This window comes from Flagellimonas spongiicola, assembly GCF_023502425.1.
GTDB lineage: Bacteria > Bacteroidota > Bacteroidia > Flavobacteriales > Flavobacteriaceae > Flagellimonas > Flagellimonas spongiicola.
Window position 1 is genome coordinate 546,102 of sequence record NZ_JAMFMA010000001.1, and the last position, 24,907, is coordinate 571,008.

At 39.7% G+C, this 24,907-nt stretch carries 25 protein-coding genes; 12 read left to right on the plus strand and 13 right to left on the minus strand.

Annotated features, from left to right (window positions below):
- The first annotated feature begins 18 nt into the window (after positions 1–18).
- Entirely contained in the window at positions 19–1,059 is a 1,041-nt protein-coding gene (locus tag M3P19_RS02635; RefSeq protein WP_249656064.1) for a sugar kinase, read from the plus strand.
- Between the two features lie 8 nt (positions 1,060–1,067).
- Here M3P19_RS02635 and M3P19_RS02640 read toward each other — a convergent pair whose 3' ends face one another.
- The 3 genes from M3P19_RS02640 to M3P19_RS02650 all read right to left on the minus strand — a co-directional run bounded on the left by M3P19_RS02640 (position 1,068) and on the right by M3P19_RS02650 (position 3,514).
- Entirely contained in the window at positions 1,068–1,718 is a 651-nt protein-coding gene (locus M3P19_RS02640) for a hypothetical protein (RefSeq protein WP_249656065.1), read from the minus strand.
- Positions 1,719–1,729: 11 nt separating this feature from the next.
- Positions 1,730–2,737, minus strand: coding sequence for a DUF6588 family protein (locus M3P19_RS02645; protein ID WP_249656066.1), 1,008 nt, complete (start codon positions 2,735–2,737; stop codon positions 1,730–1,732).
- A 156-nt stretch (positions 2,738–2,893) separates the two neighbouring features.
- Entirely contained in the window at positions 2,894–3,514 is a 621-nt protein-coding gene (locus M3P19_RS02650) for a DUF3313 domain-containing protein (protein ID WP_249656067.1), read from the minus strand.
- A gap of 200 nt (positions 3,515–3,714) precedes the next feature.
- Between M3P19_RS02650 and M3P19_RS02655 the strand changes: the two genes are divergently transcribed.
- The 9 genes from M3P19_RS02655 to M3P19_RS02690 all read left to right on the plus strand — a co-directional run bounded on the left by M3P19_RS02655 (position 3,715) and on the right by M3P19_RS02690 (position 10,086).
- Complete coding sequence (locus M3P19_RS02655) at positions 3,715–4,101, plus strand: hypothetical protein (protein WP_249656068.1); 387 nt, start codon at positions 3,715–3,717, stop codon at positions 4,099–4,101.
- Between the two features lie 113 nt (positions 4,102–4,214).
- Entirely contained in the window at positions 4,215–5,252 is a 1,038-nt protein-coding gene (locus M3P19_RS02660) for a sensor histidine kinase (protein WP_249656069.1), read from the plus strand.
- Positions 5,249–6,010, plus strand: coding sequence for a LytR/AlgR family response regulator transcription factor (locus M3P19_RS02665; RefSeq protein WP_249656070.1), 762 nt, complete (start codon positions 5,249–5,251; stop codon positions 6,008–6,010). Before M3P19_RS02660 ends, M3P19_RS02665 begins: the two co-directional genes overlap by 4 nt.
- A 9-nt stretch (positions 6,011–6,019) precedes the next feature.
- Positions 6,020–6,433 carry a hypothetical protein gene (locus tag M3P19_RS02670; protein WP_249656071.1) on the plus strand — a complete coding sequence of 138 codons (414 nt, stop codon included), beginning with the start codon at positions 6,020–6,022 and terminating at the stop codon, positions 6,431–6,433.
- A gap of 9 nt (positions 6,434–6,442) precedes the next feature.
- The gene (locus M3P19_RS02675; protein WP_249656072.1) at positions 6,443–7,468 is read left to right on the plus strand and encodes a S1C family serine protease; all 1,026 of its coding nucleotides are present in this window, start codon (positions 6,443–6,445) and stop codon (positions 7,466–7,468) included.
- Positions 7,469–7,603: 135 nt separating this feature from the next.
- The gene (locus tag M3P19_RS02680; protein ID WP_249656073.1) at positions 7,604–8,245 is read left to right on the plus strand and encodes a DUF6515 family protein; all 642 of its coding nucleotides are present in this window, start codon (positions 7,604–7,606) and stop codon (positions 8,243–8,245) included.
- 19 nt (positions 8,246–8,264) lie between these two features.
- A complete protein-coding gene (locus M3P19_RS02685; RefSeq protein WP_249656074.1) occupies positions 8,265–9,002 on the plus strand; it encodes a hypothetical protein in 738 nt (245 codons plus the stop codon).
- A 270-nt stretch (positions 9,003–9,272) separates the two neighbouring features.
- Positions 9,273–9,407 (plus strand): hypothetical protein, encoded by a 135-nt coding sequence (locus M3P19_RS16895; RefSeq protein WP_283777899.1) that lies wholly within the window; start codon positions 9,273–9,275, stop codon positions 9,405–9,407.
- A 19-nt stretch (positions 9,408–9,426) separates the two neighbouring features.
- On the plus strand, positions 9,427–10,086 hold the full coding sequence (locus M3P19_RS02690; protein ID WP_249656075.1) for a hypothetical protein: 660 nt from the start codon (positions 9,427–9,429) through the stop codon (positions 10,084–10,086).
- A 61-nt stretch (positions 10,087–10,147) separates the two neighbouring features.
- On the opposite strand, the gene M3P19_RS02695 is transcribed toward M3P19_RS02690, so the two are convergent.
- The 5 genes from M3P19_RS02695 to M3P19_RS02715 form a co-directional block, all read right to left on the minus strand.
- Positions 10,148–11,227, minus strand: coding sequence for an adenylate/guanylate cyclase domain-containing protein (locus M3P19_RS02695; protein ID WP_249656076.1), 1,080 nt, complete (start codon positions 11,225–11,227; stop codon positions 10,148–10,150).
- Between the two features lie 10 nt (positions 11,228–11,237).
- Positions 11,238–14,351, minus strand: a complete 3,114-nt coding sequence (locus M3P19_RS02700; RefSeq protein ID WP_249656077.1) for an efflux RND transporter permease subunit — start codon at positions 14,349–14,351, stop codon at positions 11,238–11,240.
- 18 nt (positions 14,352–14,369) lie between these two features.
- Positions 14,370–15,461: an efflux RND transporter periplasmic adaptor subunit gene (locus M3P19_RS02705; RefSeq protein ID WP_249656078.1), complete on the minus strand. Its 1,092-nt coding sequence runs from the start codon at positions 15,459–15,461 to the stop codon at positions 14,370–14,372.
- 14 nt (positions 15,462–15,475) lie between these two features.
- Positions 15,476–17,824 (minus strand): TolC family protein, encoded by a 2,349-nt coding sequence (locus M3P19_RS02710; protein ID WP_249656079.1) that lies wholly within the window; start codon positions 17,822–17,824, stop codon positions 15,476–15,478.
- A gap of 146 nt (positions 17,825–17,970) precedes the next feature.
- Entirely contained in the window at positions 17,971–18,441 is a 471-nt protein-coding gene (locus tag M3P19_RS02715) for an OsmC family protein (protein ID WP_249656080.1), read from the minus strand.
- Positions 18,442–19,000: 559 nt separating this feature from the next.
- On the opposite strand from M3P19_RS02715, the gene trxB reads away from it, so the two are divergent.
- Positions 19,001–19,969 (plus strand): thioredoxin-disulfide reductase, encoded by a 969-nt coding sequence (trxB, locus tag M3P19_RS02720; protein ID WP_249656081.1) that lies wholly within the window; start codon positions 19,001–19,003, stop codon positions 19,967–19,969.
- 74 nt (positions 19,970–20,043) lie between these two features.
- On the opposite strand, the gene M3P19_RS02725 is transcribed toward trxB, so the two are convergent.
- The 5 genes from M3P19_RS02725 to M3P19_RS02745 form a co-directional block, all read right to left on the minus strand.
- The gene (locus tag M3P19_RS02725; protein WP_249656082.1) at positions 20,044–20,490 is read right to left on the minus strand and encodes a DUF2147 domain-containing protein; all 447 of its coding nucleotides are present in this window, start codon (positions 20,488–20,490) and stop codon (positions 20,044–20,046) included.
- A gap of 207 nt (positions 20,491–20,697) precedes the next feature.
- A complete protein-coding gene (locus tag M3P19_RS02730) occupies positions 20,698–21,420 on the minus strand; it encodes a head GIN domain-containing protein (protein ID WP_249656083.1) in 723 nt (240 codons plus the stop codon).
- Between the two features lie 86 nt (positions 21,421–21,506).
- Positions 21,507–23,237, minus strand: a complete 1,731-nt coding sequence (locus M3P19_RS02735) for a PspC domain-containing protein (RefSeq protein WP_249656084.1) — start codon at positions 23,235–23,237, stop codon at positions 21,507–21,509.
- Positions 23,238–23,245: 8 nt separating this feature from the next.
- Positions 23,246–23,575, minus strand: a complete 330-nt coding sequence (locus tag M3P19_RS02740) for a PadR family transcriptional regulator (RefSeq protein WP_249656085.1) — start codon at positions 23,573–23,575, stop codon at positions 23,246–23,248.
- Between the two features lie 184 nt (positions 23,576–23,759).
- Positions 23,760–24,242, minus strand: coding sequence for a DUF4870 domain-containing protein (locus M3P19_RS02745; RefSeq protein WP_249656086.1), 483 nt, complete (start codon positions 24,240–24,242; stop codon positions 23,760–23,762).
- A gap of 168 nt (positions 24,243–24,410) precedes the next feature.
- Between M3P19_RS02745 and M3P19_RS02750 the strand changes: the two genes are divergently transcribed.
- The gene (locus tag M3P19_RS02750) at positions 24,411–24,869 is read left to right on the plus strand and encodes a DUF4442 domain-containing protein (RefSeq protein WP_249656087.1); all 459 of its coding nucleotides are present in this window, start codon (positions 24,411–24,413) and stop codon (positions 24,867–24,869) included.
- Positions 24,870–24,907: the final 38 nt, after the last annotated feature.

A 24,907-nucleotide genomic window follows, 5' to 3' on the forward strand; every position in this document is an offset into this window, starting at 1 on the left:
AACAGCCATTCCAACCACATGAAAAAAGTTGTCACCTTCGGGGAGATTATGCTTCGTTTAGCACCTCCTGGTTTTTTACGGTTTTCCCAAACCAATAGTTTTGATGTTATCTATGGCGGAGGTGAATCCAATGTTGCCGTTTCATTGGCTAATTATGGAGTGCCTGTTGATTTTGTTACGCGACTTCCAGATAATGATATCGGTCAATGTGCTTTGATGGAGATGCGAAAGCGCGGAGTTGGCACGGATAAAATTGTTTTTGGTGGTGATCGTCTGGGAATTTACTTTCTGGAGACAGGTGCCGTTAGCCGCGGAAGTAAGGTGGTATATGATCGTGCTCATTCCGCTATGGCAGAAATAGGTCAAGGTATGATCGATTGGAAGGCTGTGTTTGATGGCGTGGAATGGTTTCATTGGACTGGAATTACCCCTGCAATCTCACAGGGAGCAGCGGATGCTTGTTTGGAAGCTGTTAAAACTGCCAGTGAAATGGGTGTCACAATTTCCACGGATTTAAATTATAGGGCAAAACTTTGGAAATATGGAGGTGATCGAGAGGCCATCATGTCTGAACTTACATCCTACTGCGATATCATTTTAGGAAATGAAGAGGATGCAGAAAAGCACTTTGGAATCAAACCTGTAGGTTTGGACATTACAACGCAAGGAGAGCATGTAAAAGCGGAAGCGTTTCTTTCCGTATGTCAACAGATGATGAAACGTTTTCCTAAGGCTAAAAAAGTAATTACTACGCTACGTGGTTCGCTTTCAGCCTCTCATAACACCTGGGCGGGCGTGCTGTATGATGGCGAAACCATGTTCAAATCCCCGGAATATCAGATTACCCATATTGTGGATAGAGTTGGGGGAGGAGATTCTTTTATGGGTGGCCTTATTTATGGATTGCTTACCTATCCGGAGGATGATCAGAACGCACTGAATTTTGCCGTGGCGGCTTCCTGTTTAAAACATACGATTAAGGGTGATGCCAATTTGGTTACTGTCGCTGAAGTTGAAAAACTGATGGGTGGTGACGCATCCGGAAGGGTGGCCCGTTAGCAATTCGTTTATTGTGCCACAGTAATAATCCCATCACCCAGTAATTGGTTCACCATTTGCTTGGTAAAACTTTTGGAAGCGGATGCTACGGATGATGGATCCACTAATGACGATTGACCTGTCCAAACCATGGTTTCTTTTCCTTCAACAAGTTCACCCTTTACATTGTACAAGACTGCTTCAATTAAAAACGATTTGGAAGAGCGATAATAGCCTGGAGTATCAATGGTATTGTAGCGTCTAACAATATATCTGCCAACACGATAGTAAGAAGGTATATACACGGTTTCACCGGGCTCGTAACGGTCAGATTCCTGGGAATCTATCAAGGCCATGGTCAGGACACCATCCAAGTTTTGCTCTTTAATAATTTTGATGTATTCCTTGGCGGTTCTCATTTTTTCACCTCCGGTGGGCGGAAAAAGTCCAATACCTTCAACGGCGTTTATGCCATTTTCCCGCAATAGTTTCACAGCATCCTGTTCAAAAACCGTACGGGAATTTAAATTCTTACTGATACCAATAACTGCAATTTTTCCATAGTCGCGGTTAACATAATTGTCTTTGGTCCAAGTAGAGTTCATTTTTGCTGGACCGCAACTCATTAGAAATATGAGGCAAAAGAGCAAACTGTATGTCAAGGTGTTTTTGATTTTCATGGTGGTATGTTTTAATTTTTAGGATTGTAAATGTTAAAATTGAGTCCAAGTGATAAGTTATTAAAGCCTTGGAAGGTATAACCCAAATTTAAATTGAACCATCCCATGCGGACTTTCCCGCCAACATTCACTCTTAATCCACTTGCGCTATTTTGAACATCAAAAGGGTCATTAAAGACAAGGGGTTCCATTTGTGTTTGTATTATATAGGTGCCTTTTAAGGAATAGTCAGCATTACCGGTCACATATCCTATTCCTCCATACACATTGAAAATAGGATTTTTCGTAGATGCCATCAATTCAAATACCCAGGCATTTAGTGACCCTTCTGCCAATTGATTGTTTCCGGTTACAAAACCATCGGCTTGAAAACTATATTCTGCATCCAATCTGGTAAATCCGGCCATTGCTGCTAGTGCAATAGGACTTGCTTTTAAAATTCCAATGGATTGTGAAAGATCGTGTTTAAACGCCATACCCAACATTCCCAGTGTAACATCACAAATGCCTATTTTTGGAAAATAGCGAAGGGCTACTTCAGAATCACCTGGGATGCCAATATTTGCTTGGATAAATGCAGTAGGTAAAAGGTTTAAGTTAATTAGCCCTATGCCAGTAGGAGCATCAAAAGTGACGATTTCGTCATTTACAGTTGTTACCAAAGTCACACTGGATTCTTTGCTGCCCAATATTGTGGGTATGGCAACAACATCTCCACCACCCAATACTTCCAAATCCGGAATTTCACTGATGTTGATATCTTTAGTCAATCGGTCACTTGGAATAAAGGAACCATTGGAAACCAAAGAAAGTTCTATGCTCCATTTCTTTTTTGATACAGCAGAATTGAACCAACCGCCCGTAAGTCCATAGGCTAGTCCTTCGGATAAAGGCTCTAGGTAAATGGCCGTTAAATCCTCAGCTTGCTCCACGCCGATCAATAGGTAATTGTTGAAGTCCAAATCTTGACTTTTGCCGGAGCACCAGCATATAAGTAGTATGTAAATCAACTTTTTCATAGAGACCAAATAAGATACCAATAATTCGGCTCAACTTCAAAAGCTAATACATTAAAAAATAGTGATTTAAAATGGTCAATTGGGGTATAACTAAATAGAACCTGATTAACTGGATTTAAAGATCACAAAACTGAACTAAGTGGTTTTCAGTATTGCCTACTGGTTTTTATAATGATCAATACGCTCTTTTAAGAGCTCCGCCCAATATTTAAACACGGCTCTTGCATTACCAAACTTACTAAAGGTCTCCACATAACCTCGGTTTTTTCGATTGTCCATGGCTTGACCTAACAATTGGCCCGTTTGGGAATCAACAACTTTCATTTCCAAGGATGCACCGCCTTTACCACGGCCGGTAGCAGAATTTATAGCTACTGAAAAGGGAAGAATATTGCTGATTACCTTACCTGGAACAATATCGGTAATGGCAATCTGTAGTAGTGCAACATCGTCCGCAGGGGTATCAACCAATTCATACTCCTGTTCTAATTGACTTATAATCTCATTCTTGAATAGATCCGTTAGTTCCTTCAATTTATCCACTTTTATCTTCACCCCTTTGGCCTTCTTATGAAATTGGATGGTAATATCATCCAACATAAATCGCTTGTATTTGCCCCTTTCAAAATCGCTGCTCACATAAGACAACATGGTCTTGTTGGCATTGGAATCTTGTAAAAGTGAATAGTCATCTAAAAATCCAGACTGTTTTTTACTTTGACCAAAACCTAGTAATCCTAAAAGTAAAAAGGACAGAATAGTCAGTTTAAGTTTCATGGGTAGCGCATATGGGATTATCTCAAACTAAGATACTAAATAAACCAGCCATAGTCTGTTTTAAAACCCGTTTTCAATTCAGTATCCGATTCGGTCACTTCGCTGTACATATCGGTCATTTCACCTTATTTGAACCATTTGGACAACACGACTCATTCTAGTTTTGTCCTGTAAATCAGAAACAATTAAAACGAAATAATATGAAAACTTTTAGCACAATCTTCGTAACAGGAACTATCATAAGTTCAATTATGATGATGGGAAATAAAAATGACTTTAAGGTGGACGATTTTAATACGCCCACAGAAAATGTTCAGGTGGTTAACATAGATCCAGAAAACGAAATCCCTAAGCCAGAGTTGGATATCAATTTTGACGAGTTATTCCTTATTAGCAAGGAAATAGAGCTCACACTGGATCAAATAGAATACTTGGAAGTGGAGGAAGATGAGCAGCTGGAAAATTACAATATTCCGGACATGGACATCGATATCAATTTTGATCAACTTTTTCAAGTTGAAGATGAGGAGGAGTTAAATCTTGATGAAATTGAATATATGGAATTGGAGGATGATCAATTGTTGTGAGAAGAAGATGATTTGATTGATGATGTCCTTGAAGCCTTTAATTTTTTATTAAAGGCTTCTTCCGATTCCAAAAAATAGTAAACATGCCTATATTTAATAAAATATCCATCCCAATGAGCCCATATTCAGGAATTAGGACCTTGCAATTGGTAAAAGTCTCCTTTTTGGTCACCTTTTTGGTTGTATTGCCCAGATTGGTCGGCTATTTAAATGTTGTGGATATGGGGACAGGTTACTTTTCTGGAGTTACCTTATCTGATATTTTGTTGCGTATTGCCGTGTATTTCGGATTTTCCTTGCTGCTCTTGGAAATCCATGTAAATGGTCATCGTATATTTCCTGAGATAAAACGATTGTATCGTCTAATTGGCGTGTACGCAATTACAATTCTACTTGTCTGGGCCATTACAGAATTGTTTCGATTTTTATACCCTAAGGTTGTTGAAATGGGACCAGGGGATACGATTCCAAAATATGTGGAAATCATATTTATTTTGCTTGCCATCATTTTGATTTTCATTTCGAGCATTATCAATCTCCAAAAAGCACGACATGATAAAATATTGGAGAATGCGGAATTAAAACAACAGAACTTACAAAAGGAACTTTCAGCCCTAAAAAATCAGGTGAATCCACATTTTTTGTTTAATTCACTTAATTCTTTGAGTGCTTTGGTGCGAGATAATGACAAGGCATCAACATTTGTCAAAAACCTTTCCTTTCTATACCGATACATTCTTCAAAGTGGCGATTTGGATTTGGTTACGGTACATGAGGAATTGCGGTTTCTGAAAAGTTATATGGAGTTGATCAAGGTAAGATATGGTGAAAAAATCTCGTTCAATATTACGGTCAATGATGAGTTAATGCCCAAACAAATCCCTCCACTAGCTTTACAATTGCTTGTTGAAAATGCAGTGAAGCATAATGAAATTTCAGATAAGTATCCGCTGGAAATCAATTTGTTTTCATCGACTGAAAATTTGGTAGTTGAAAATAGAATAAGACCACGAAAATCACTTGTGCAAAGCGGTGGTGTTGGACTTTCCAATTTAGATAAGCGCTACCACTTGTTGATGGGTCATCATATCCGAATAAAGAAAAAAGAAGGTATTTTTAGGGTAGAACTGCCAATTTTTGATAAAAGATGAAAGTAGTTATTGTTGAAGATGAAGTAACGGCAAGCGAGAATTTGACGTTTTTGCTTAAGAACTTGGAACCAAACATAGAGATTGTCAGTGTTTTGGATTCAGTCGAAGGAGCAATAAACTACTTTTCTCAATCGGTCGATGCCGAATTAGTGTTTATGGACATTCATTTAGCTGATGGGATTTCCTTTGAGATTTTCGATCAGGTGAAAATCACAATACCAATAATCTTTACTACTGCATATGATCAGTACGCTTTAAAAGCATTCAAGGTCAACAGTATTGACTATTTATTGAAACCCATAATGGAAGACGAACTGGAAACAGCTTTGCAAAAATTCAAGGATAGGGGTAAGGTTCAAAGTACGATGCCGTTGCAGATGACAGCTTTTATGGAGATGATGCAATCCCAGGGAACCCATTACAAGGCTACTTATTTGGTACATCATAAAGATGAAATGGTACCTGTGAAAACCGAGGATATTGCCTTCTTTTATATTGATACAGGAGTGGTTAAAGCAATAACCTTTGCTAATAAGCCCTATGTGATCGAGGAAAAGTTGGAGGATATAGAATCAGAATTGAACCCATCATTGTTCAAAAGAGTAAATAGACAGTACATTGTACAAAAGGAAGCAATTGCCAACTTGAAATATTATTTCAATGGAAAACTGATATTACAGACAAATCCGCCAGCAAAGGAGCGAATTGTTATAAGCAAGGCAAAAGCTACTGAATTCAAATCATGGGTCAACCAATAATACTAGGATATGAGAAAAATTAAGTTTATGACTACGCTATTCTTGATTACCACTTTTTGCGTGCATGGGCAAAAGAAGTCCAGTTCAAAGATAGATAGTCTTAAGGTAGAGATTTATACCTCGGAAGAACGCGACAATCTTCAGTATTGGTTTCATGAAAAAATAGGCCCTATGGCCATGTCTGATACAACAAGCGACCAATATTTCGCAATATTGACCAAATACGGTTATAAAATTGGTAGGTTGAATGACAAAGATCAGTCTTATACCAACTTACAAATCATGCGTAAAATGGATTCTTTGGTTGTACTGCAAAATTCTGAATTGAAATTGTTGCTAACAGAGAAACAATTTGAATTACATCAAGAAAATTATAAAGACATTATTTACAGCATCAAATCCCGTCTTGAAGAGGTGGACTAATCATAGCTTATGAAGCGACTTGTATCCTTATCCATTATTCTTTTTTGCCTTATTGGCCATACACAAAATCTTGCACAACTTTATAAGAAGGTGAGTTCGGCGGTGGTGGTCATCAATGTGGAAAGTGTAGCGCCTGATGGCGAGGGGAGCTCTTTTCAAATGGCTTTGGCTGCTTCCCAAGGCTCAGGGGTGTTGGTCAATTCGGAAGGTTTGATTTGGACGGCGGCCCATGTGATCCAATCTGCAGAAAGCATAACCGTGGATTTTTTAGACGGAGATAGTTACCCAGCGGAAGTAATCGCATCTAACCCCATGTCAGATGTTGCCATCATTAAAGTTTCTGGAACATTTGAGCTAAAGGAAAAAAAGATTGCAACCATCGGGGATTCAGATAAGGTTGAAATCGGTGAAGATATATTTGTGATTGGAGCTCCACACGGCTTTAAACAGTCCTTGTCCCGTGGTATCTTAAGTGGTAGATACATACCGGATAAATTGAGCAATGATTTTGAGCAAATCGAGTTCCTACAGACGGACGCTGCGATTAACCCGGGAAATTCCGGAGGTCCTCTCTACAATATGAAGGGTGAAGTAATAGGTATTGCCAGTAGTATTTATACAACCTCTGGTGGATTCGACGGTATTGGGTTTGTAGCACCATCCAATAGTGTCAAAAATCTCATGGATAGCTCAAACGGTCCTTGGACTGGTATGGAAACCTTGCTCTTAAATGAAGAGTTGACACGGATTCTGAACGTGCCTCAAAAATCAGGCTTATTGGTCATATCAATTTCTTCTAAAGGATCTGCCGGTAAATTAGGGCTTCGAGGGGGGTATATTCCAGCTGTGATAAATGGCAATCAATTGCTTTTAGGCGGTGATATTATCATGGAAGTGGCGGGCATAAAATTTGAGGATAAGAACTCCCGATCATTGATCAAGCAAAAATTGGCATCTTACAAAACAGGAGATTTAATTCCGATAGTAATTCTCCGAAATGGGCAAATTGGAGCAGCTCAATTCCAAAAGCAATAATACTTCAAATGCAAATAAGGTGACTTCATTCCTTAATAAGGACACTTCACCTTTTTATTCATGATTCAGGCCTTTTAGGTGGGATATTTTTGTGTCATAAATCAATGGGATTAACCCCAGACAAAAAAAGGAATCATGAAAACAAAACAGCTAATTACCGTTTTAGGATTGTTCTCATTAATGCTTCTTCCAAATAATTTGGAGGCCCAAAGCCGAAACGCTAAAGCACAAAGAGGCACCATGGACCGTAAGATGGATAAACGAATAGGTATGGACCATTACAGAAGCAATCGCTATAGGACACAACCAATTGGACGTAGACACCATTACAGGTATCCAAAGCACCGCAGATATGTAAGAACCCTTCCGGTTGGCTATTCTAGGTTTTACTTTGGCGGATTTAACTATTATTTCCATGCCGGTATCTATTATATGCTACATGGAGACAACTACGTTGTGGTATTACCGCCTTCGGGATTTAGAATCGCCGTGCTACCATCAGGATATGTCAGAGTAGTAGTGGGCCCTCGAATTTACTTTTATCATTCCGGAGTTTACTATGTGGAATTATCCGATGGAGGCGATCAAGAAAATTACGAAGTTACCAAACCTCCTTTAGGAGGGATCATTAAAGAATTACCTCAAGATGCTGAAGAAGTGGTGATTGACAGAAAAATTCTATATGATGATAACGGAGTGCTTTATAAAAAGATTTATCTTAATGAGGATGAAGTAGGTTATGAAATTGTTTATGTATCTAAAGAAACCACAACATAAAAACTATAAAGAATTAAGTATGAAAACCAAGATTATTATATCAGGATTGGTGTTGATGTGCGGTGTAACGCTGCAGGCACAGAACGTGAAAGAAGCCATTCAAAATACCAAACAAATAACAGAAGGGAAGAAAAACCTGGAACGTGACATAAAGGAATTGGAGGCCTTTAAGGTGAAAATAACAGCTTTGAGCACCGCTTTTGAAGCTAAAAACCCGGAGAAATCCAATGAGTTGAAAGCTAGTATTGTGAAGGATATGATCAGGGAGGTAGGACAGAGTGGCGAAAAGGCCAAGAAAGCTCGAATGGAAATCGCACAAAGCTCTTCCGAGGTACGGTCAGAGCGAAGGGAAATACGAAGAGATCGAGATGACTCGGATAGAGGAAGATATGACCGTAGGGATGATGAGCGTGATTTGGCACGGGACAAGGCCAATGCACGAGATGATCGTAGAGACCGAAGGGATGATATCCGTGATTTTCAGGAACAGATAGATCGCGCTGAACGACAGGCCGCCATTCTTGAAAAACTAAAGGATTACCAATTCGCCTACGGATCTTCTGAAATGGAAAAGGCCATTGCTCAAAAAGCACTTTTGGTTGAATTCCAAAACAGTTTGCAACAAGATGTGGTTGCTACCCAACGAGAACTTGGTGAGGATGTGAGAGAAAGTAGAGAGGATAGAAGAGAACGTAGGGATGACCGTAATGAGCACAATGAATTTGATTCGAAAAAAAAGCGTAAAAAGAATTGGTGATTAAACCAGGACTTTTAGAAAAAAGGCTTTGCAGTAATGCAAAGCCTTTTTTTATGCCTTTTCAATGACGTATTCCCAATCATAGCTGAAAACCAATAATGGAAAATAGTTATGGTGTTCCCTATACAAAACCCAACGGTTAAGAGCATAAATCATTTCACTTTCGGTTTGGGTCACTTCACTATCCGAATTCACCGTTACACCTAGTTTTCTCAGTTTTTATGGGGGTTGTAGAGGTACTTTTGGTATAGAAATTAAAAACAAATCAAAATGAAAACAATAAGAAAATACCTAATCGAAAAGTGGATGGAGAAATTGGACAAGAATTTCAGCATTCTAAGACAGCACAGAGAATTAAACTCCCTTTATGGAAGTAAAGACGAAGAAACATTTTTATTCATTTAAAACCCAAAAACAAATAGCGATGAGAAACTATAAAACAATTTTAGGCCTTTTATTACTTACAGGAACAGTTTTCAGCTGTTCCACGGTAAAAGTATCGGACACATGGAAGGATATAGATGCTTCCAATATCAAAAGCAAGGACATTCTTGTTGTGAGCAAGTCAGAAGACAATACCATCAGGGAAAGATTTGAAAAAGACATGGTGACCCAACTGAACAGCAAGGGATTCAATGCTACGGAGAGTATCACAAAGTATCCCGACCTAAAACCCATTAAGGAAGGAAATGTAAATGAGCTTAGAAAACTTGGGAATTCCCTGCTAGACCAAGGATATGAGGTAGTGGTATTGACCTCTTTGCGAGACATTGAAGAATACACAACTACGGTTACGTCCAGTTCTACTTACTCGGTAAACACATTTCCTGTGCATTATCATAGAAGAGGATATCACAGAAGTTTTTATAGAGGTTTCGGAACCATTTATGTGGACGGAGGACCATCAGAGACCATAACGTCCAACAATAAAAAATACATTTTGGAGACTTTGGTTTATGACTTGACAATGCCGGAGGATGAACAATTATTGACAATTATAACATCAGAAGTAGATAATCCGGAGACCTTGGGAACAACATCCAATGATTTTTCCAAGCAAATGGTAAAGCAATTGTCCAAGTAGGACAGAGGTTGAGTGTTGATTGCGAAGGGGAGTGGTAATGCCACTCCCTTTTTTGTACGTTTTATTCTCTGTTGATGGAATAAATAACAACCTTATTGTCTTTCCCTTTTAACGTTACTTTTTCTTCAATTTTGGTGACGTTTAGTCTATCATCCAAGTTTTTCAATAACTCTTCCGATATCAAGAAATCCGAATTGTTTAGATTACATTGGCCTTGGATTCTCGCAGCGGTATTGATAACATCCCCATGGTATGCCAATTCTTTTTTTACATGACCCACTTCCACAACAATTAATTTGCCTCCATGGACACCAGCTTTGAATATAGGCAAGGCCCCGTATTTTTCCAGATAGTATGATTCTCGTATTGATAATTGTTTTTGGAACGCCCTGAAAAAATGGATACAGTTGTTATTTCTAACTCCTTTTTCAAAAGGCCAGGTCAATACTGCCTCGTCTCCCACATATTGATAAATTTCTGCCTCATACAATGGCGCTATATGATTTAAATCTTCAAAACAATCCTGAATGAGTTGACTATAGCGAAAATGCCCCAATCTTTCTGCCAAACTCGTAGCATCCTTTAAATCTGCAAACATGAATATTCGATGCTGTTCATGTGGATATTTGAATCGTCCGACCAAAGTTTTTAGGAACATATTTTTTCCAAATCGTTCACTTGCCATTTTCAGAAATGAAAATACCAAGGAACCAAAGAAAATGTAAAACAGCAGTACCCACACTGTTTTATTCGCTATCCACCACCCGCGCTCTAGATTGAAATCCACCGGCAAAATGTTAGAGGTGATATTAAGAACTATGGTGAATATAATAATGGAGCTAATAAAGTAAGCCATGGTTTTCAGCATGAGGTGCAGGCCAAGGGTGAACCTTCTTAGAAAAGAATTTTCAAAATACCATTCAATTAAGGCATACAGTACTCCAAGACATGCTCCCATGCTCATCAAAACACTTAGATGCGGTAGGATAGGCGATTTTTCATCTAAATTAGGATTTATGATGGCCGCAGAATTACCGTCAGCGCCATAGTACCTAAGTATGGCAAAAAAGCCGAGGGCCAAACTCCAGTATACCACGGATTGCCATAAATGATGCAGGTATCTTCCAAGTTTCGATGGCATAGTGAATCCGTTAGTCCTCTAAAAGGCTTTCATTGAATTCGTATTCCTTATAGTTTACCTTGAATAGGACACTGTAGAGTGCAGGAATAAACAACAGGGTGATAATAGTACCGAACAACAAGCCGATCATTATACTAACTGCCATTCCTTCCCACATTTCACCGCCACTTACGTAAAGTGGAATTAAGCCCAAAACCGTTGTAAATGTTGCTAAAAGAATAGGTCTGAAACGTTGAAGGCAAGCAGCAATTACCGAATCTTGTTCGGAACGTTTCAATTCGTTCCGTTCAATCTCCATCCGGTCTATTAATACAATAGCGTTGTTGATTACAATACCGGCCAAGGAAATAACACCCAAAAATGGCATAAACCCAAAAGGTTCTTGGAAGACCAAAAGTCCTATGACAACTCCAATTATTGCCAAGGGGATGGTTAATACCACCATACTCATTTTTCGGAACGAGTTGAATTGGATAATCAATAACAAAACAATGATAAACCCGGATATTGGTAAAAATCCTATAACTGAGCCCATATTCTCTGCGGTACTTTCCGCATCTCCACCAAATTTATACGTATATCTTTCTGGCCAGTTGCCTACTTGTTCTTCCATCCATGGACGTATTTCGGCAGTAACTTGCGAGGCATTTCCACCTTCACGTAGCTCACTACTGATAACTATGGTGCGTTTTAAATCCAATCTTTTGATTTTAGCGTATTGCCAGTCAGGAACTATAGTGGCTACTTGCAACAGTGGAATACTTTTCCCAGAGTTTTGGGCATATATGTTCAAGGTTTCCAAAGATGCCAAAGTCTGTTGTTGACTATCACCACTACGCATCAATATTGGTATTGATTTGTCGTTTTCACGATACTCCCCTGTTTGAAACCCGTCTAGGACAGTTTGCAAAGAAGTGGCTATATCCGAGTTGGTTATACCTGCGGATTGCGCTCTGTTTTGGTCAATTTGAATCAAGAACTTCTTACTTTTTGGCCCCCAATCATCCTTGACGTTTTTGGTTGAGGGAATACTGGAAAGGCGCAGTTTGACTGCTTCAGCAATATTTGAAAGCTCATCTGGGTCAGCTCCAGAAACTTTAATTTCAATCGGAGTTCCTCCGCCCCCGCTTCCAAGTAAGCCTACTTTAACATCGGCATTTGGAAAATTACTGAAGGCATAGCCATCCAACTTTGCAACGATTTCGTTGTTTTCATTAAATGAAGTGGTATTTACCAGTATATGGGCATAGTTTGAATTGGCCTCATCTGGATTGTAACCTAGATCATAACTTTCTGGTCCCTCCCCGATATAGGATGACCAACTCGTAACCCCTTTGGTTCTATTTGCATTCACTTTTAGGGAATCGCTCAGGTAATTTTCAATATGGGCTACTACATCTTGGGTACTTTCTATGCGCGTTCCCTCCGGTAAATTTATGTCAATGGTAATCATGTTCCTATCACTATCTGGGAAGAACACAAATGCAATCTTTGTAAAACCATATAATGATGCAATGAAAGCAAGAAAAATAAAACCAATGACCTTGTATTTGTTTGATAGTGCAAGTAAAATCAGGTTTTTGTAGTAGGCCTTCATACTTGCAATAATCCTGTCCACCAAACTGGGATTATTCTCGCCTCCATCATTCCCTTTCAAGAACATGTAACAGAACAGTGTAATTACGGAAAGCGCAATGATCCAAGAAGATATCAAGGCTATACTGATGACCACGAAAATTGGCCCGACAATATCTCCCATTGTGGTAGGAGAGAGGTAAAAAGCCAAGAAGGCTGCAGAGGTGGTTAACGTGGAAATCAACAATGGCATCCATAACTCGGAAAAAGCCTCAGTGGCTGCCTGCTTTTTGGCTATGCCTTTTTCTAATTTCACCATTATGGTTTCGGCCACTACGATAGCATTGTCCACAAGCATTCCCAGTGCCATGATCAATGCAGCCAAGGTAACTTGGTTGAGCCCCACATTGATAAGTCCCATGACCATTAAGGTCATGATGGTTGCAATTGGAATGAGACTGGCAATTACGAATCCAGTTCGAATTCCTAGAAACACAAGCATAACTAAAAGCACAATGCTAATGGACTGTAATAGGTTGACCATAAAGTCGCTCACCTTCACATCGATATAATCGTCCAAAGAGGAAACACGCGTTAATTCCAGGCCAACAGGTAAGCGGCCCTGCCAATCTGCAACAACGAGATTGATTTGTTCACCGAGGGTTACAACATTCTTGTTCTCTTTTAGATTCACGTGCATGGTAAGAGCGTTTTTACCATCTACACTCACAATTTGTTTAGGAGGGTCAATATATCCTTTAGTGACATTGGTAATATCACCCAACTTAACCAATTGTGATCCATCACCTACGGCCACTAACATATTGCTGATGTCATCCACCGAGTTGAAGTTTCCGGTCGGTTCCAAGATGATTCGCTCATCACCGACATTGATTTGACCTCCTGAATTCAGAATGTTGGTTACAGAAATACTCTGCTGTAATTTGGAAGCGGATAATCCGTATTCCTTCAGTCTACTATTGTCAAATTCGATAAATACACGTTCATCCTGTATCCCTCCGATTTCAACTTTAGCCGCATCTGGTAATTTGATTAGATCGTCTTTGATATCATCTGCATATTCCTTCATTTCGGCATAGGAAAACCCGTCTGAAGTAAGACCTACAACAATACCGTATACTTCTCCAATACCATCATCTTGTAGATTTGGGGTCACACCTTGTGGTAAACCTCCCAAGCTATTTAGTTTCCTGCGAAGGCGATCCCAAACTGCTTGCATGTCTTCCTTGGCCACCTCATCCTTTAAGGTCACATTCACTACGGACAAACCGGTTCGGGAGGTACTTTTAACCTCATCCAATTCGGGAAGTTCCTGTGCAATTTTTTCAATTTTATCCGTGACCAATTGCTCCACCCTTTCTGGACTTGCACCCGGGAATTGGGATACCACCGAAGCTACCCTAACCGTATAAGGCGGCATACTGTCCTGGGATAAATTGAAATACATGTTTATACCCAATAGAATAATGGTCGTCAACACCATTATGGTGATGCGATTTTTCTCAATTGCAAATTTTGCGAGATTCATAAGCGTTGGGTTAGGGTTCTAAGGTTGCTGTAATCGTACTTCTTGACCGTCTAAAAGTGTTTGCAACCCTGCTGTGGCAATATTTTGACCGGCAGTTAATCCTGATGTGACCTCAAAGCCCTCCAAGGACAACTCCCCAATGGAAATATGCTGCTTCTTTACGACTACCTTTTCACCTTCAGATTCCAGTAGGAATACGAATCTACCCTGACTGTCTTCCCCAACGGCTTGCGTGGGCACCACCAAACTTTTGGCCCCTGAACCTTCATCATCAAAATTGAACATGACATTTGCCGCCATACCACTTTTAATGTCATCCGTAGGGTTGGTTACGGTAACTTTTACTGGGTAAGTAGCCGTGTTTGAGTCTAAAGCAGGAGCTACCTCGGTTACCACTCCATCAAATTGCACACCTTCTAAAGCTGATAGCCCAATGCTTACTTTACTATTTTCCTTTACACGATTAATAACACTCTCAGGGATTCCTAATGTGATTTGCATATCCGCACCTGCATTCAACACCCCAATTGCTTGCCCCGCTTGTACATTTTCATCCAATTCAGCTGTAACTGATGCAATAATACCATCTTCAGGAGCATAGATATAGCCAAACTGGATTTGCTCTTGTTGAATCTGCACTCCGCGTTTGGCTGATTTATGGCTTTCCTGAGCGGTATTATAGGAATTTTTTGCCGCTTCAAAATCGCTCAGTGAAGAACTTCCTTTTTCATAGAGTGAACGAACCCGATTCAAACTAAGTTTTGCCGTATTCATCTGAGAAGCTGCACTATTTAAATCGGTCAATGATTGCTCATAAGCTAAACGCGATTGTACGTTGTCCAGTTTTGCCAATAATTGCCCTTTTTTTACCTGCTGTCCAAGTTTTATGTCCATTTGGGTAAGAATCCCGGAAGCCCTGAAACTTAAATTGATGATTTTATCTGTTTGGGCGGTTCCACTGAAGCTTCTGGTATTTTCGCCTCCGATAAATCCAACCGTGTTGTATTTAACAGGACGTAGCACCACTTTTTGTTCTTCAGGTTGGTTTCCACAGGAGCTTATGAGAAGACCAATAAAGAGGTATTTAATTGGAGCCAGTTGTAATTTCATGACACTATATTTAGTTAGTTCCTTGTGTTTAAAAAGTCGAAAAAACGCTGTCTAAACGCGTCGTTTTCGGCATCGGTGTTCAATAAGAAATAATACCCCATTATACGTTCCAACTGTATTGCATTTATGAGGTAATTATAGCTTGCATTTACCCGCGCCAATTGGGCATTTAAATAGTTGTTTTGAGCATCTAGGAGCTGCACAATATTCACTGCGCCATTGGAGTAGGAGTTTTGCGTAAGCTCCAAGGCCTCCTTTGCAGCGTTCTCAGATACTTCCGAAAGTTGGATATTGGAAATTTGGTTCACCAGATTAAATACACCGTTCCTTACTCCTGCAGAAATACCCAATTTTGTATTGTCCTTATTGATTTGCAGTTGCTCTTTTTGGATAATGGCCGTCTGACGGTTTACATTCGTCAGATTTTGATTGAATATGGGTAGTGAAATATTCAATGTGGCATTGTAGCTGTTATCCACCAATCCAAAACCTGGTGGTGGGGTGCTTCCAGCCCCAGACCTATTGAAGGTTGAATTGTACTGTCCTTGCAACGCCAATGTTGGAAGAAGTCTACCTAATGAATTCAATTTGAGATTACGTTCCGTTGCATCCAGATTGTAATCCAGAAATTTTAACTCCGGCGCATTATTGTACGCTTCTTCAACCAAAAAATCCACAAAAGGTTCTCTAAGGGAAGGATTATCCAATAGACCAAAGAGCTCGTCATAATTGTAACTTTCAAAAACCCCTTCGCCCAAAATGGCATCCTCTACATCAATATCCAAACTCATGGGATTGTTCAAGACTTGGTTCAAAGAGAGAAATCCCTGTTGCAGCGAATTTATGGCCTCTACCATGGATTGGGTGTTTTGAGCCATTTGACTTTGGAATCGTAACATATCCGATTTGCCAGATTGCCCTGCATCGTAGTTTTGCTCGGCGATTTCAAGATTTCGCTTGGTCAACTCCAGATTTCGGCTTTGAATTTGAGCATTTGCCTTTAGTATGAGCGTGTTGAAGTAGGCATTGGCCACATCAAATACCAAGTCCAATTGTGCCGCATTGAAATTTTCTTGTTGCGCTTTTTGCAAACTTTTTTGAATGGAAATATTCGCGTTGGCACCCTCCGAAAACAAAGTTTGGGTTAATGTTAGATTACCCGCTGTGGAAAATTCTGGATTTTGACCATTGGTGATTGCTGCCAAATCTGGATCAACGTAAGTCCCATTGGCATTCGCTGTCAAAGAAGGTAAATAGTTACTTTGTGCACTTTTAATATCCTGTCCACTAAGTTCAACATCCTTTTGGTTGGCCAATAGGGATAAGTTGGCTCCAATTGCTTGATCAATGGCCTCCAGCAACCCATATTTTTTTTGGGATGCAGTTTTATTGAAATCCCCAACAAAATCGGTTTCCGCAATCAGGCTATATTTAATAGGTATACCAATTGCCTTTGCCGTGTTGAAGTTAATGGTCAATCGTGGTGTATATTCAATGTAGACGGGTAAATCACCTAACGAAGTTCCGTTGATGTAGGATTCGATACTCAATGCAATCCTTCTAAAGAACTGGTCAATATTGTCCTTAGCTTGATTGGTAGCCAAATAACCGCCCTTGACGTCATCCGGGCCATTTACCGTGAAGGATGGGAGTTTCTTCTCAATCAATACCTGGGCAAGTGCAGCATTTTGATCTGAGGTTAAATAAAAACCATCTGCAATATAAACGGCGTCTATTCCTTCTAGCTGTGCTGGAATGTCATCATAGGTACTGAATGGAATCAGCTTATAATCGACATCCAGTTCGTTGGTTAGCCGATCAAAAGTTTCTTTAAGTGGCAGGATTCCCATTAATGGTGCTTCTACCAAAACCCCCAAATTGGAGAAATCGGTCAATTCCTTGAATTTTTTTAAATCTGTACTATACGATTCCGATTCCACTAAATAATAGAAGTTTTCCTGACCAGAAGTAGGTTTGGTTAAATCCAAAATATGGATATCCTGGTTTACCGCTCCAAACATGATTGTTGGTTTGTCATGGGTCTTCAGGCGATTGATAATGTGAGCGTTGACCGGACCGAATGCCAGAACAATATCCGTTTCATTTTCCATCAATGTCTGATAGTTGGACATTGCGGTTTCCAAATCGTAATTGTTGATCAATATGTTGGACTCTGAGAAGGAAATAACGGCATCTTCACCTACCACACTTTCAATTTCGTGCTGAAGTTGCTGTAATAAAGGTTGAACTTCTGAAGTTCGATAATCGGCCAAAATTCCGATATCGTATACTTTTTTTTGTTGGGAGAATGTAATCCCTATGCTGGCGAGAAGAAAAAAGGAAAGAACCCAGTTGGTTTTCATCGATATAATGTGGTTGATTGGAAATGGGTTAATATCGTTTCTACAAGATATAGAAAAATTATTCAAGAACTACGGGATACCGTTTTCTATTGAAAATTGTAACCTGATACTATTTAATAAGTACCTTTTACTTAGAAAATGAAAGTTTAGTACTTACGTACCGAAGGTTTGTGATAAATGGGAAAATTACAAGAGTTGGCGATAAAGCACATTTTATTTGCTTCATGATGTAGTTGGTCAATCAATTTTGGTTCAACCTCGCCTAGCACAGTTACTTCAGGATTTAGTGTTACCTCTCTAAACTTTCCACTGCCATCCTTGGCTTCTTTCATAATGCCAGTGGCGATATCTTGATATTCCATTACGATTATCTTATGGGTACTGCATAGATGCAAAAACCAGAGCATGTGGCAGGATGAAATGGAACTAACAAATATATCTTCAGGGTTATAGCGTGATTTATCACCTCTAAAACTTGGGTCAGAGGAACCTTTGATCACATGGTTTTTGCCTATTCCCGTTAGTTCAAAATCACGCTCATAGGACCGATAATTCTTGGTTCCCTCACCGGTGTTTCCGGTCCAATTTAGTTGTGTCTGGTAGTGGTGTTCTTTCATGATATGATTTATGCTGATGCATTGAATATTGATAAGGGTAAAGAAATTATTCCAATTTCGATTACCGTGCATCAAAGATACGGCCCTCATTTTTCATTCGTTGATCCAAAAAGGGTATCCATGAACGCAAAAGGGGCATTGATCCATTGGCAGGTAGATTTAATCTATAGCCACGCTATGTTTGTACCGGAAATGATAAACGATCATTTAGATTTTGAAACAAACCTCCGACTGTCCAGAATGATAGTATTCTGAGAACACTTTTTAAGCGTTCCTTACCCAAATCTGGTTTTCATGAGGTTACCGTTGTGCTAGGGGGTTTTGAGGTTGAGCCCCTTGGCCATCGGTTTTTCAATGCATAATATTCTCCATACACTTAACCTGCACGTTTGGACAAAGAGTCGAGACCCGGACTCTTTTCCTTTTTCACGCTTATTTTAGGCAAATTTTTTCTTTTCCTTGCCTTGTGCATAACTACTTTTAAATACCCTGTTGCCTACTGTAAGTTTTTTATCAAAAAACCTACTTTTGTAAAAGAAATTTTAGTGGATAATACGTTATGTCAGAACAAATAGAAAGAATAAAGACCTTAATTATAGGCTCAGGACCTGCTGGTTACACTGCAGCTATATATGCTTCAAGAGCTGATTTAAAACCAGTACTTTATACCGGTATGGAACCTGGCGGTCAGTTGACCACCACGACGGAAGTAGATAACTTTCCTGGATACCCGGAGGGCGTTGATGGTCCTACAATGATGGTGCAATTACAACAACAGGCCGAACGTTTCGGTACCGAAGTGCGCATAGGTATGGTTACCGCTGTTGATTTTAGCGATGAACCAGGAGGTATTCATAGGGTTACTGTAGACGATAGCAAGCAAATTGAAGCAGAGACTATCATCATTTCCACAGGAGCAACCGCAAAGTATCTTAATCTACCAAGTGAGCAACGACTTCGTGGTGGAGGTGTATCTGCATGTGCAGTTTGTGATGGGTTCTTTTATAAAGGTCAGGAGGTTGCCATAGTTGGGGCAGGTGATACTGCTGCGGAGGAGGCTTCTTATTTGGCCAATATCTGTAAAAAAGTCACCATGTTGGTAAGAAAGGACCATATGAGAGCTTCCAAGGCTATGCAACATAGGGTCAATAGCTTGGAAAACATCGAGGTCAGATATAATACTGAAGTGGATGAGGTTTTAGGTGACCAGGTGGTAGAAGGTTTGCGAATGGTGAACAACCAAACAGGGGAAAAGGAAGATATTGAAATTACCGGGTTGTTTATTGCCATAGGGCATAAACCAAATACCGATATCTTCAAAGGTCAATTGGAGATGGATGATACCGGTTATATTATTACGGAGGGCAAATCCACAAAAACGAATAAACCAGGTGTTTTTGCCAGTGGGGATGTCCAGGACAAGGAGTATCGTCAGGCAATAACGGCGGCAGGTACCGGCTGTATGGCAGCCTTAGATGCTGAAAGGTATTTGGCAGCTGTAGAAAGTCAGGAAGAGGCAGCTGTGTAATTAAGTTGTCTAAAGAAAATGTAAAAAAGGCGCCTCAATTTCAAGGCGCCTTTTTTAGTGGAGTGCTAATTCAATTAATCGATGCGCTTGTAATTCTCCGAGAAGGTTCTATTGCCTTCTTCATCATAGCTAATTTGGCTATACGTGTCTTCGGTCAGTTCCAATTCAAACCGGAAAACACGTAGTGTATCCAAAGCAGACATCATAGGTGCTGAACCATATTCCAGTCTTTCGATGAGTGAATCTGCGGTAATTTTATAGGTACCGTAACCAAACCAATCCAGTGAATCTTTTGGTGCATGCCTGCTCCACATGATTTTTCCATTGTAATACATTTTTACCTGCCGGTAACCATCTGATGTTGGAACTGTATCCGAAATATTTACACCGTCGTCATAATTGTAAAAACTTTGAAGCTCCCATGTCCCTTCAATTGAATGAAAAGGAGCGGGTGCTACTGTACTGATGGTTGCGGAAATTAGTATGAATGCTAAAATGAGTAATCCCAGTAGTTTTTTCATGGCAGCGTGTTTTTATATTAGTGTTTCGGTTTCACATATAAGGTATGATTTTTTTAAGAATAAATCAATAAAAACGACTGATAGTTAGATATATATCAAAATATTAAGATAAATACAAAAAGCCTAGCAATCGCTAGGCTTTTGTGACAGATTGGTTTGGTCTGTCCGCTAAACAACCAAAATTCTTTGGATGGTAATTGTATATGTTTAGTATTTGTGCACGCTTCCAGATACTGATTTGTTGGTTTGTACACTTGCTTCTCCAGTATATGAAATATCCGCACCGCTACTGGCATCAGCTATCAAGGATTCTGATACATTTACAGCTATATCCGAACCGCTACTGGCATCAGCATTGCAGCGTTTGGCCATAAGATCACGAGCTCTGATATCCGCACCACTGCTGGCATCGGCATATAGCATATCTGTACGTCCTGATACCTTTATATCCGCGCCACTACTTGCATCGGCAGATACCTCAACCGCTACCAATTCTACATGAAGGTCGGACCCACTACTGGCGTCCAATTCAATTTTTTCGGTCTCAATAACATTCTGGGCTATTAAATCAGCACCGCTGGAGCTTTTTAAGCCAGAAACATCAGGTAGGCTTACATACACCTTTTTTGTGGCTCTGCCTATGTTTTCAATAGCGTGGATACGTAGTTTACCATCTTTAATGTCGGTTCCTATAAGATCGATAATGTTTTCGTCAGCTTCGACATCAATTTTAAACTCGCTGTCTTGGGTAACGTACACGTCAATTCCCTCAGATGCGGAAACTACGGTGAATTCCTCATTTACTTTTCGCGATTCTTCTACCACTTGGCCGTTACCTCTTTGTCCGTTACCAAAATCTATATCCCATTTGCAGGAGGAGGCCATCAAAGCCATCAGTACTGCGATTGCGATTCTTGCTAATGTTGTCATGATTGTTGTTTTTTTTGATTGATTAAATTTCGTGTTTATGCTTGTTGTTCTCTATTAAATGTTTCCCAATTGTTTAAAATGGGTTCTCAATTGTTAGTATCGCCGGCTTTAATGCTAATACCGTCTTCATTCAATTTCATTTGAAATTCATCATTTTGATCCTTGATGTCGATATTAACTCCGTCTTTGTCAATTATTATGGATCCCCCGTTTTCCGTTTCATCACTTTCGGGTTCTTCTGGACAATCCTGGCATTTCAGTTCACCATCGTCACCCATTGTCCACAGATGGCCTACGATTGAACTTCTGTAATAATCTTGGTCATTCTTAATTCCTCTCCCGATATGACCTCTTGCGGATTCTTCAAACTTGATAAAGGTACCCTCCGGAATATAAATCGTTGAGGTAATCTCTTGGTTTCTTGCCTTGCTGGATGGCGGTGTAGTCAAAAAATCATCCAAAAAGATGGTGCTTCCAGCAACTTCATAACCATAACTTATTGTTTTGGCCCGCTCGCGAGCATTCAAAGTTGTATTTCCGTGTGAATCTTTTCGAACATTGATGGAAAAGGCATCGTCTTCGGCTTTTCTAACTTTAACATCCACATCGTCAGAAATTAGAATGCGCTTGTCGTTATCGTCGTAAGTAAAACGCATTCGTCCAAAATGTACATCGTCCATATTGAATTCCAATTCGGATCCTCTCATTTTCACAAGTAAAGTGTCCGTTGCGTTTTCAATAAAAATGTTCTCTCTATTGTTTACACTGCCTACGTTTGCAAATTCAGCTGCTTGGCGTACACCTAAGGCAAATAAGGTACCCATGGAGATCAACCAAAGACCTAAAAGCGAGAACTTGGCAATGTTCCCAATGGATTTTAAATTGGTCACCAATATCTTCAGGCCTAGGTACATCAAGAAAAAGAATGGTATACCAACGGTAAAGAATATCAAAATGGACATTAACCACACTGGTACGTTGGTAGTGCCTATGATTTCATAAAAATCCACTCCGGGAATACTTATTGCATTTGATAAACCTACGGTGAACATGGCAATGAACAGTCCTATAAGCGTGGATGCACCAATAATGATCAAGAGTATTCCTATGAATTTACCAAAGATCTTGAAAAAGAACATGATGATATCCCCGATGGTATCGAAAAAGGTCTTGGAGCCGCTTTTGACCTTGTTGCCCACTTTTTCGTAGTCAACATTTTTTACTTTGTCCGCAACATCATCAAACCCCTCTTTTACTTTGCGTTCTATATTGCTGATGTTGATGGGCTCTCCCGACATATCCAGTTTTTGGGAGGTTGTGGCGGCTTCTGGAACCAAAATCCACAATAAGATATAGGCGATTAAACCAAATCCACTGAAAATGGTCAGCAGAATGAATCCTAAACGTAACCAAAGGGCATCGATACCCAAGTAGTGCTCCAATCCGGAACATACGCCACCAATATACTTTTGTTCGATATCACGGTAAAGTTTTTTGGTCCTTCGTGTGGTCTGGGTTTGGGTTTTTCTTGGTTCGTCTTCAAAAATATCCTCATCAACCATATAGTCTTCCGGTTGCCCCATGATATTTATGACTGCGTCCACTTCTTTTTGAGTGATGACCTGACGCTCGTTTTCCATCTTCTCCAAGAAAAGCTCTGCAACTCTGGCTTCAATGTCGGATATGATTTCTTCACTTCCTGCGGTACCCGAGAATGATCGTTTTATCGACTCTAGATATCGTCTCAGCTTGTTATACGCCTCATCATCGATGTGGAAGAGGGTATTTGCTAGATTTATATTTACTGTTTTGTTCATTGCTTTTTTTATTTTGTGTTGGTTACCAGATTAACTGCATTTCTAAGTTCATCCCAGGTACCGTTTAGTTCGTTAAGGAACAATTTTCCTGTTTCGGTTAGTGCGTAATATTTTCTTGGTGGTCCAGAAGTGGATTCTTCCCATCGGTAGTTGAGCAGTCCTGCATTTTTCAGCCTCGTCAACAGCGGATAAATTGTGCCTTCCACCACCAGCATCTTAGCGTCTTTTAGGGCACCAAGTATCTCGGAGGCATACTTGTCCTTATCCCTAAGGATAGACAATATGCAATACTCCAGAACCCCTTTGCGCATTTGTGCTTTTGTGTTTTCTATGTTCATAATTACATGGTTCTTATTTTGCCGAACTAGGTTCGGGTTCTTGTTAACTGTTCGTTTTTTGTTTCCGTACCGTCCCGCTTTGATGAGAAGCGGGTACGGAAACGTTTTTTGATTGATTGATTGCTTTGATTGATGTTTGTTTTTTGATTGATGAATAAACTTCGTTAGGTGTTTCGTATGCCTATTACTTGATGAATTTAATGGTTATGGGATACTTGAATTCCTGACCTTCATTGGTTCTGATCGTAGCCAATATGGTGTAAACTACATTGATAACCACTAATGCTACTTGTAATAAACCGGCAATACCTGCTGGCCAAAATATCCTGCCAAACCTAAAATCGTCGCTATTGATGTGGATGTTCAGATTGTTCAAATCGTTCAATCCATGGAATCCAAACCAGTTCCAATCGAATAGGTCAGGTAAAAAACCTATAAAGAAGGGTATACTGATCATACCAACCAAAATTGAATACAATAACATACTGATTTGAAAATTCAATGCTTGTTTACCGTTGTAATCCACGAAGGCATAGTCCTTTCTGTTTGCCGTCCATAATATCAATGGAAGGATGAAATTCCCGAATGGAATAAAGTACTTTGAAAAAGTGGACGCGTGTATGATCGCTGATAAATTTCTTTCGTGTTTGGTTAATGTTGCTGCCATTTTTAATTGATGATTTTTGGTTGTAAGAGGGGTTAACCTATTAGCTTACGATGCAAATATATATCCAAAGGAGGGTACTATGCAAAACAAAGTACTAAATATTAACATATATTTAACAAATGGAAATGGCGAATATTTTAGTTATTTTTAAGCGCAAATAGAAAAATTATGGCTCTTAATCCCAGTAAATTCAACAGTTTCACTTTTTTTAAGTTACCCTCCGCTTGGTGGTGCGGCGTTCGCTTAAAATTTATTGATGACCAAAAGGCGGTAACAAGTGTAAAGCATAAATGGTTCAATCAGAATCCGTTTAACTCCATGTTTTGGGCAGTACAGGGTATGGCAGCGGAGCTAAGTACAGGAGCTATGGTTATCAGTCAAATTCAAAAAAGTGGAAAGAAGATTTCCATGTTGGTTGCTAACAACAACGCCACCTTTACCAAAAAGGCCACGGGTCGCATCACCTTTACTTGTGAAGATGGTCATTTAATTGGCGAAGCCATTCAAAAAACAATTGAAACCGGCGAGGGGCAGACCTTCTGGATGAAATCCGTAGGCGTAAACGAAGATGGCGTTCAAGTTTCGGTTTTTAATTTTGAGTGGACCGTGAAACTTAAAAAATCATAACATATTCCTTTCGGAAACGATTTGAGAGCATAACAAAT

Coding starts and splice junctions, on each gene's coding strand:
- M3P19_RS02650 (WP_249656067.1), bottom strand. CDS start 3,514: ATGAAACTTAAACTGACTATTCTGTCCTTTTTACTTTTAGGATTACTA.
- M3P19_RS02690 (WP_249656075.1), top strand. CDS start 9,427: ATGAGAAACTATAAAACAATTTTAGGCCTTTTATTACTTACAGGAACA.
- M3P19_RS02670 (WP_249656071.1), top strand. CDS start 6,020: ATGAGAAAAATTAAGTTTATGACTACGCTATTCTTGATTACCACTTTT.
- M3P19_RS02660 (WP_249656069.1), top strand. CDS start 4,215: ATGAGCCCATATTCAGGAATTAGGACCTTGCAATTGGTAAAAGTCTCC.
- M3P19_RS02695 (WP_249656076.1), bottom strand. CDS start 11,227: ATGCCATCGAAACTTGGAAGATACCTGCATCATTTATGGCAATCCGTG.
- M3P19_RS02740 (WP_249656085.1), bottom strand. CDS start 23,575: ATGAACATAGAAAACACAAAAGCACAAATGCGCAAAGGGGTTCTGGAG.
- M3P19_RS02675 (WP_249656072.1), top strand. CDS start 6,443: ATGAAGCGACTTGTATCCTTATCCATTATTCTTTTTTGCCTTATTGGC.
- M3P19_RS02710 (WP_249656079.1), bottom strand. CDS start 17,824: ATGAAAACCAACTGGGTTCTTTCCTTTTTTCTTCTCGCCAGCATAGGG.
- M3P19_RS02705 (WP_249656078.1), bottom strand. CDS start 15,461: ATGAAATTACAACTGGCTCCAATTAAATACCTCTTTATTGGTCTTCTC.
- M3P19_RS02635 (WP_249656064.1), top strand. CDS start 19: ATGAAAAAAGTTGTCACCTTCGGGGAGATTATGCTTCGTTTAGCACCT.
- M3P19_RS02735 (WP_249656084.1), bottom strand. CDS start 23,237: ATGAACAAAACAGTAAATATAAATCTAGCAAATACCCTCTTCCACATC.
- M3P19_RS02640 (WP_249656065.1), bottom strand. CDS start 1,718: ATGAAAATCAAAAACACCTTGACATACAGTTTGCTCTTTTGCCTCATA.
- M3P19_RS02750 (WP_249656087.1), top strand. CDS start 24,411: ATGGCTCTTAATCCCAGTAAATTCAACAGTTTCACTTTTTTTAAGTTA.
- M3P19_RS16895 (WP_283777899.1), top strand. CDS start 9,273: ATGAAAACAATAAGAAAATACCTAATCGAAAAGTGGATGGAGAAATTG.
- M3P19_RS02730 (WP_249656083.1), bottom strand. CDS start 21,420: ATGACAACATTAGCAAGAATCGCAATCGCAGTACTGATGGCTTTGATG.
- M3P19_RS02745 (WP_249656086.1), bottom strand. CDS start 24,242: ATGGCAGCAACATTAACCAAACACGAAAGAAATTTATCAGCGATCATA.
- M3P19_RS02655 (WP_249656068.1), top strand. CDS start 3,715: ATGAAAACTTTTAGCACAATCTTCGTAACAGGAACTATCATAAGTTCA.
- M3P19_RS02685 (WP_249656074.1), top strand. CDS start 8,265: ATGAAAACCAAGATTATTATATCAGGATTGGTGTTGATGTGCGGTGTA.
- M3P19_RS02680 (WP_249656073.1), top strand. CDS start 7,604: ATGAAAACAAAACAGCTAATTACCGTTTTAGGATTGTTCTCATTAATG.
- M3P19_RS02645 (WP_249656066.1), bottom strand. CDS start 2,737: ATGAAAAAGTTGATTTACATACTACTTATATGCTGGTGCTCCGGCAAA.
- M3P19_RS02725 (WP_249656082.1), bottom strand. CDS start 20,490: ATGAAAAAACTACTGGGATTACTCATTTTAGCATTCATACTAATTTCC.
- trxB (WP_249656081.1), top strand. CDS start 19,001: ATGTCAGAACAAATAGAAAGAATAAAGACCTTAATTATAGGCTCAGGA.
- M3P19_RS02665 (WP_249656070.1), top strand. CDS start 5,249: ATGAAAGTAGTTATTGTTGAAGATGAAGTAACGGCAAGCGAGAATTTG.
- M3P19_RS02700 (WP_249656077.1), bottom strand. CDS start 14,351: ATGAATCTCGCAAAATTTGCAATTGAGAAAAATCGCATCACCATAATG.
- M3P19_RS02715 (WP_249656080.1), bottom strand. CDS start 18,441: ATGAAAGAACACCACTACCAGACACAACTAAATTGGACCGGAAACACC.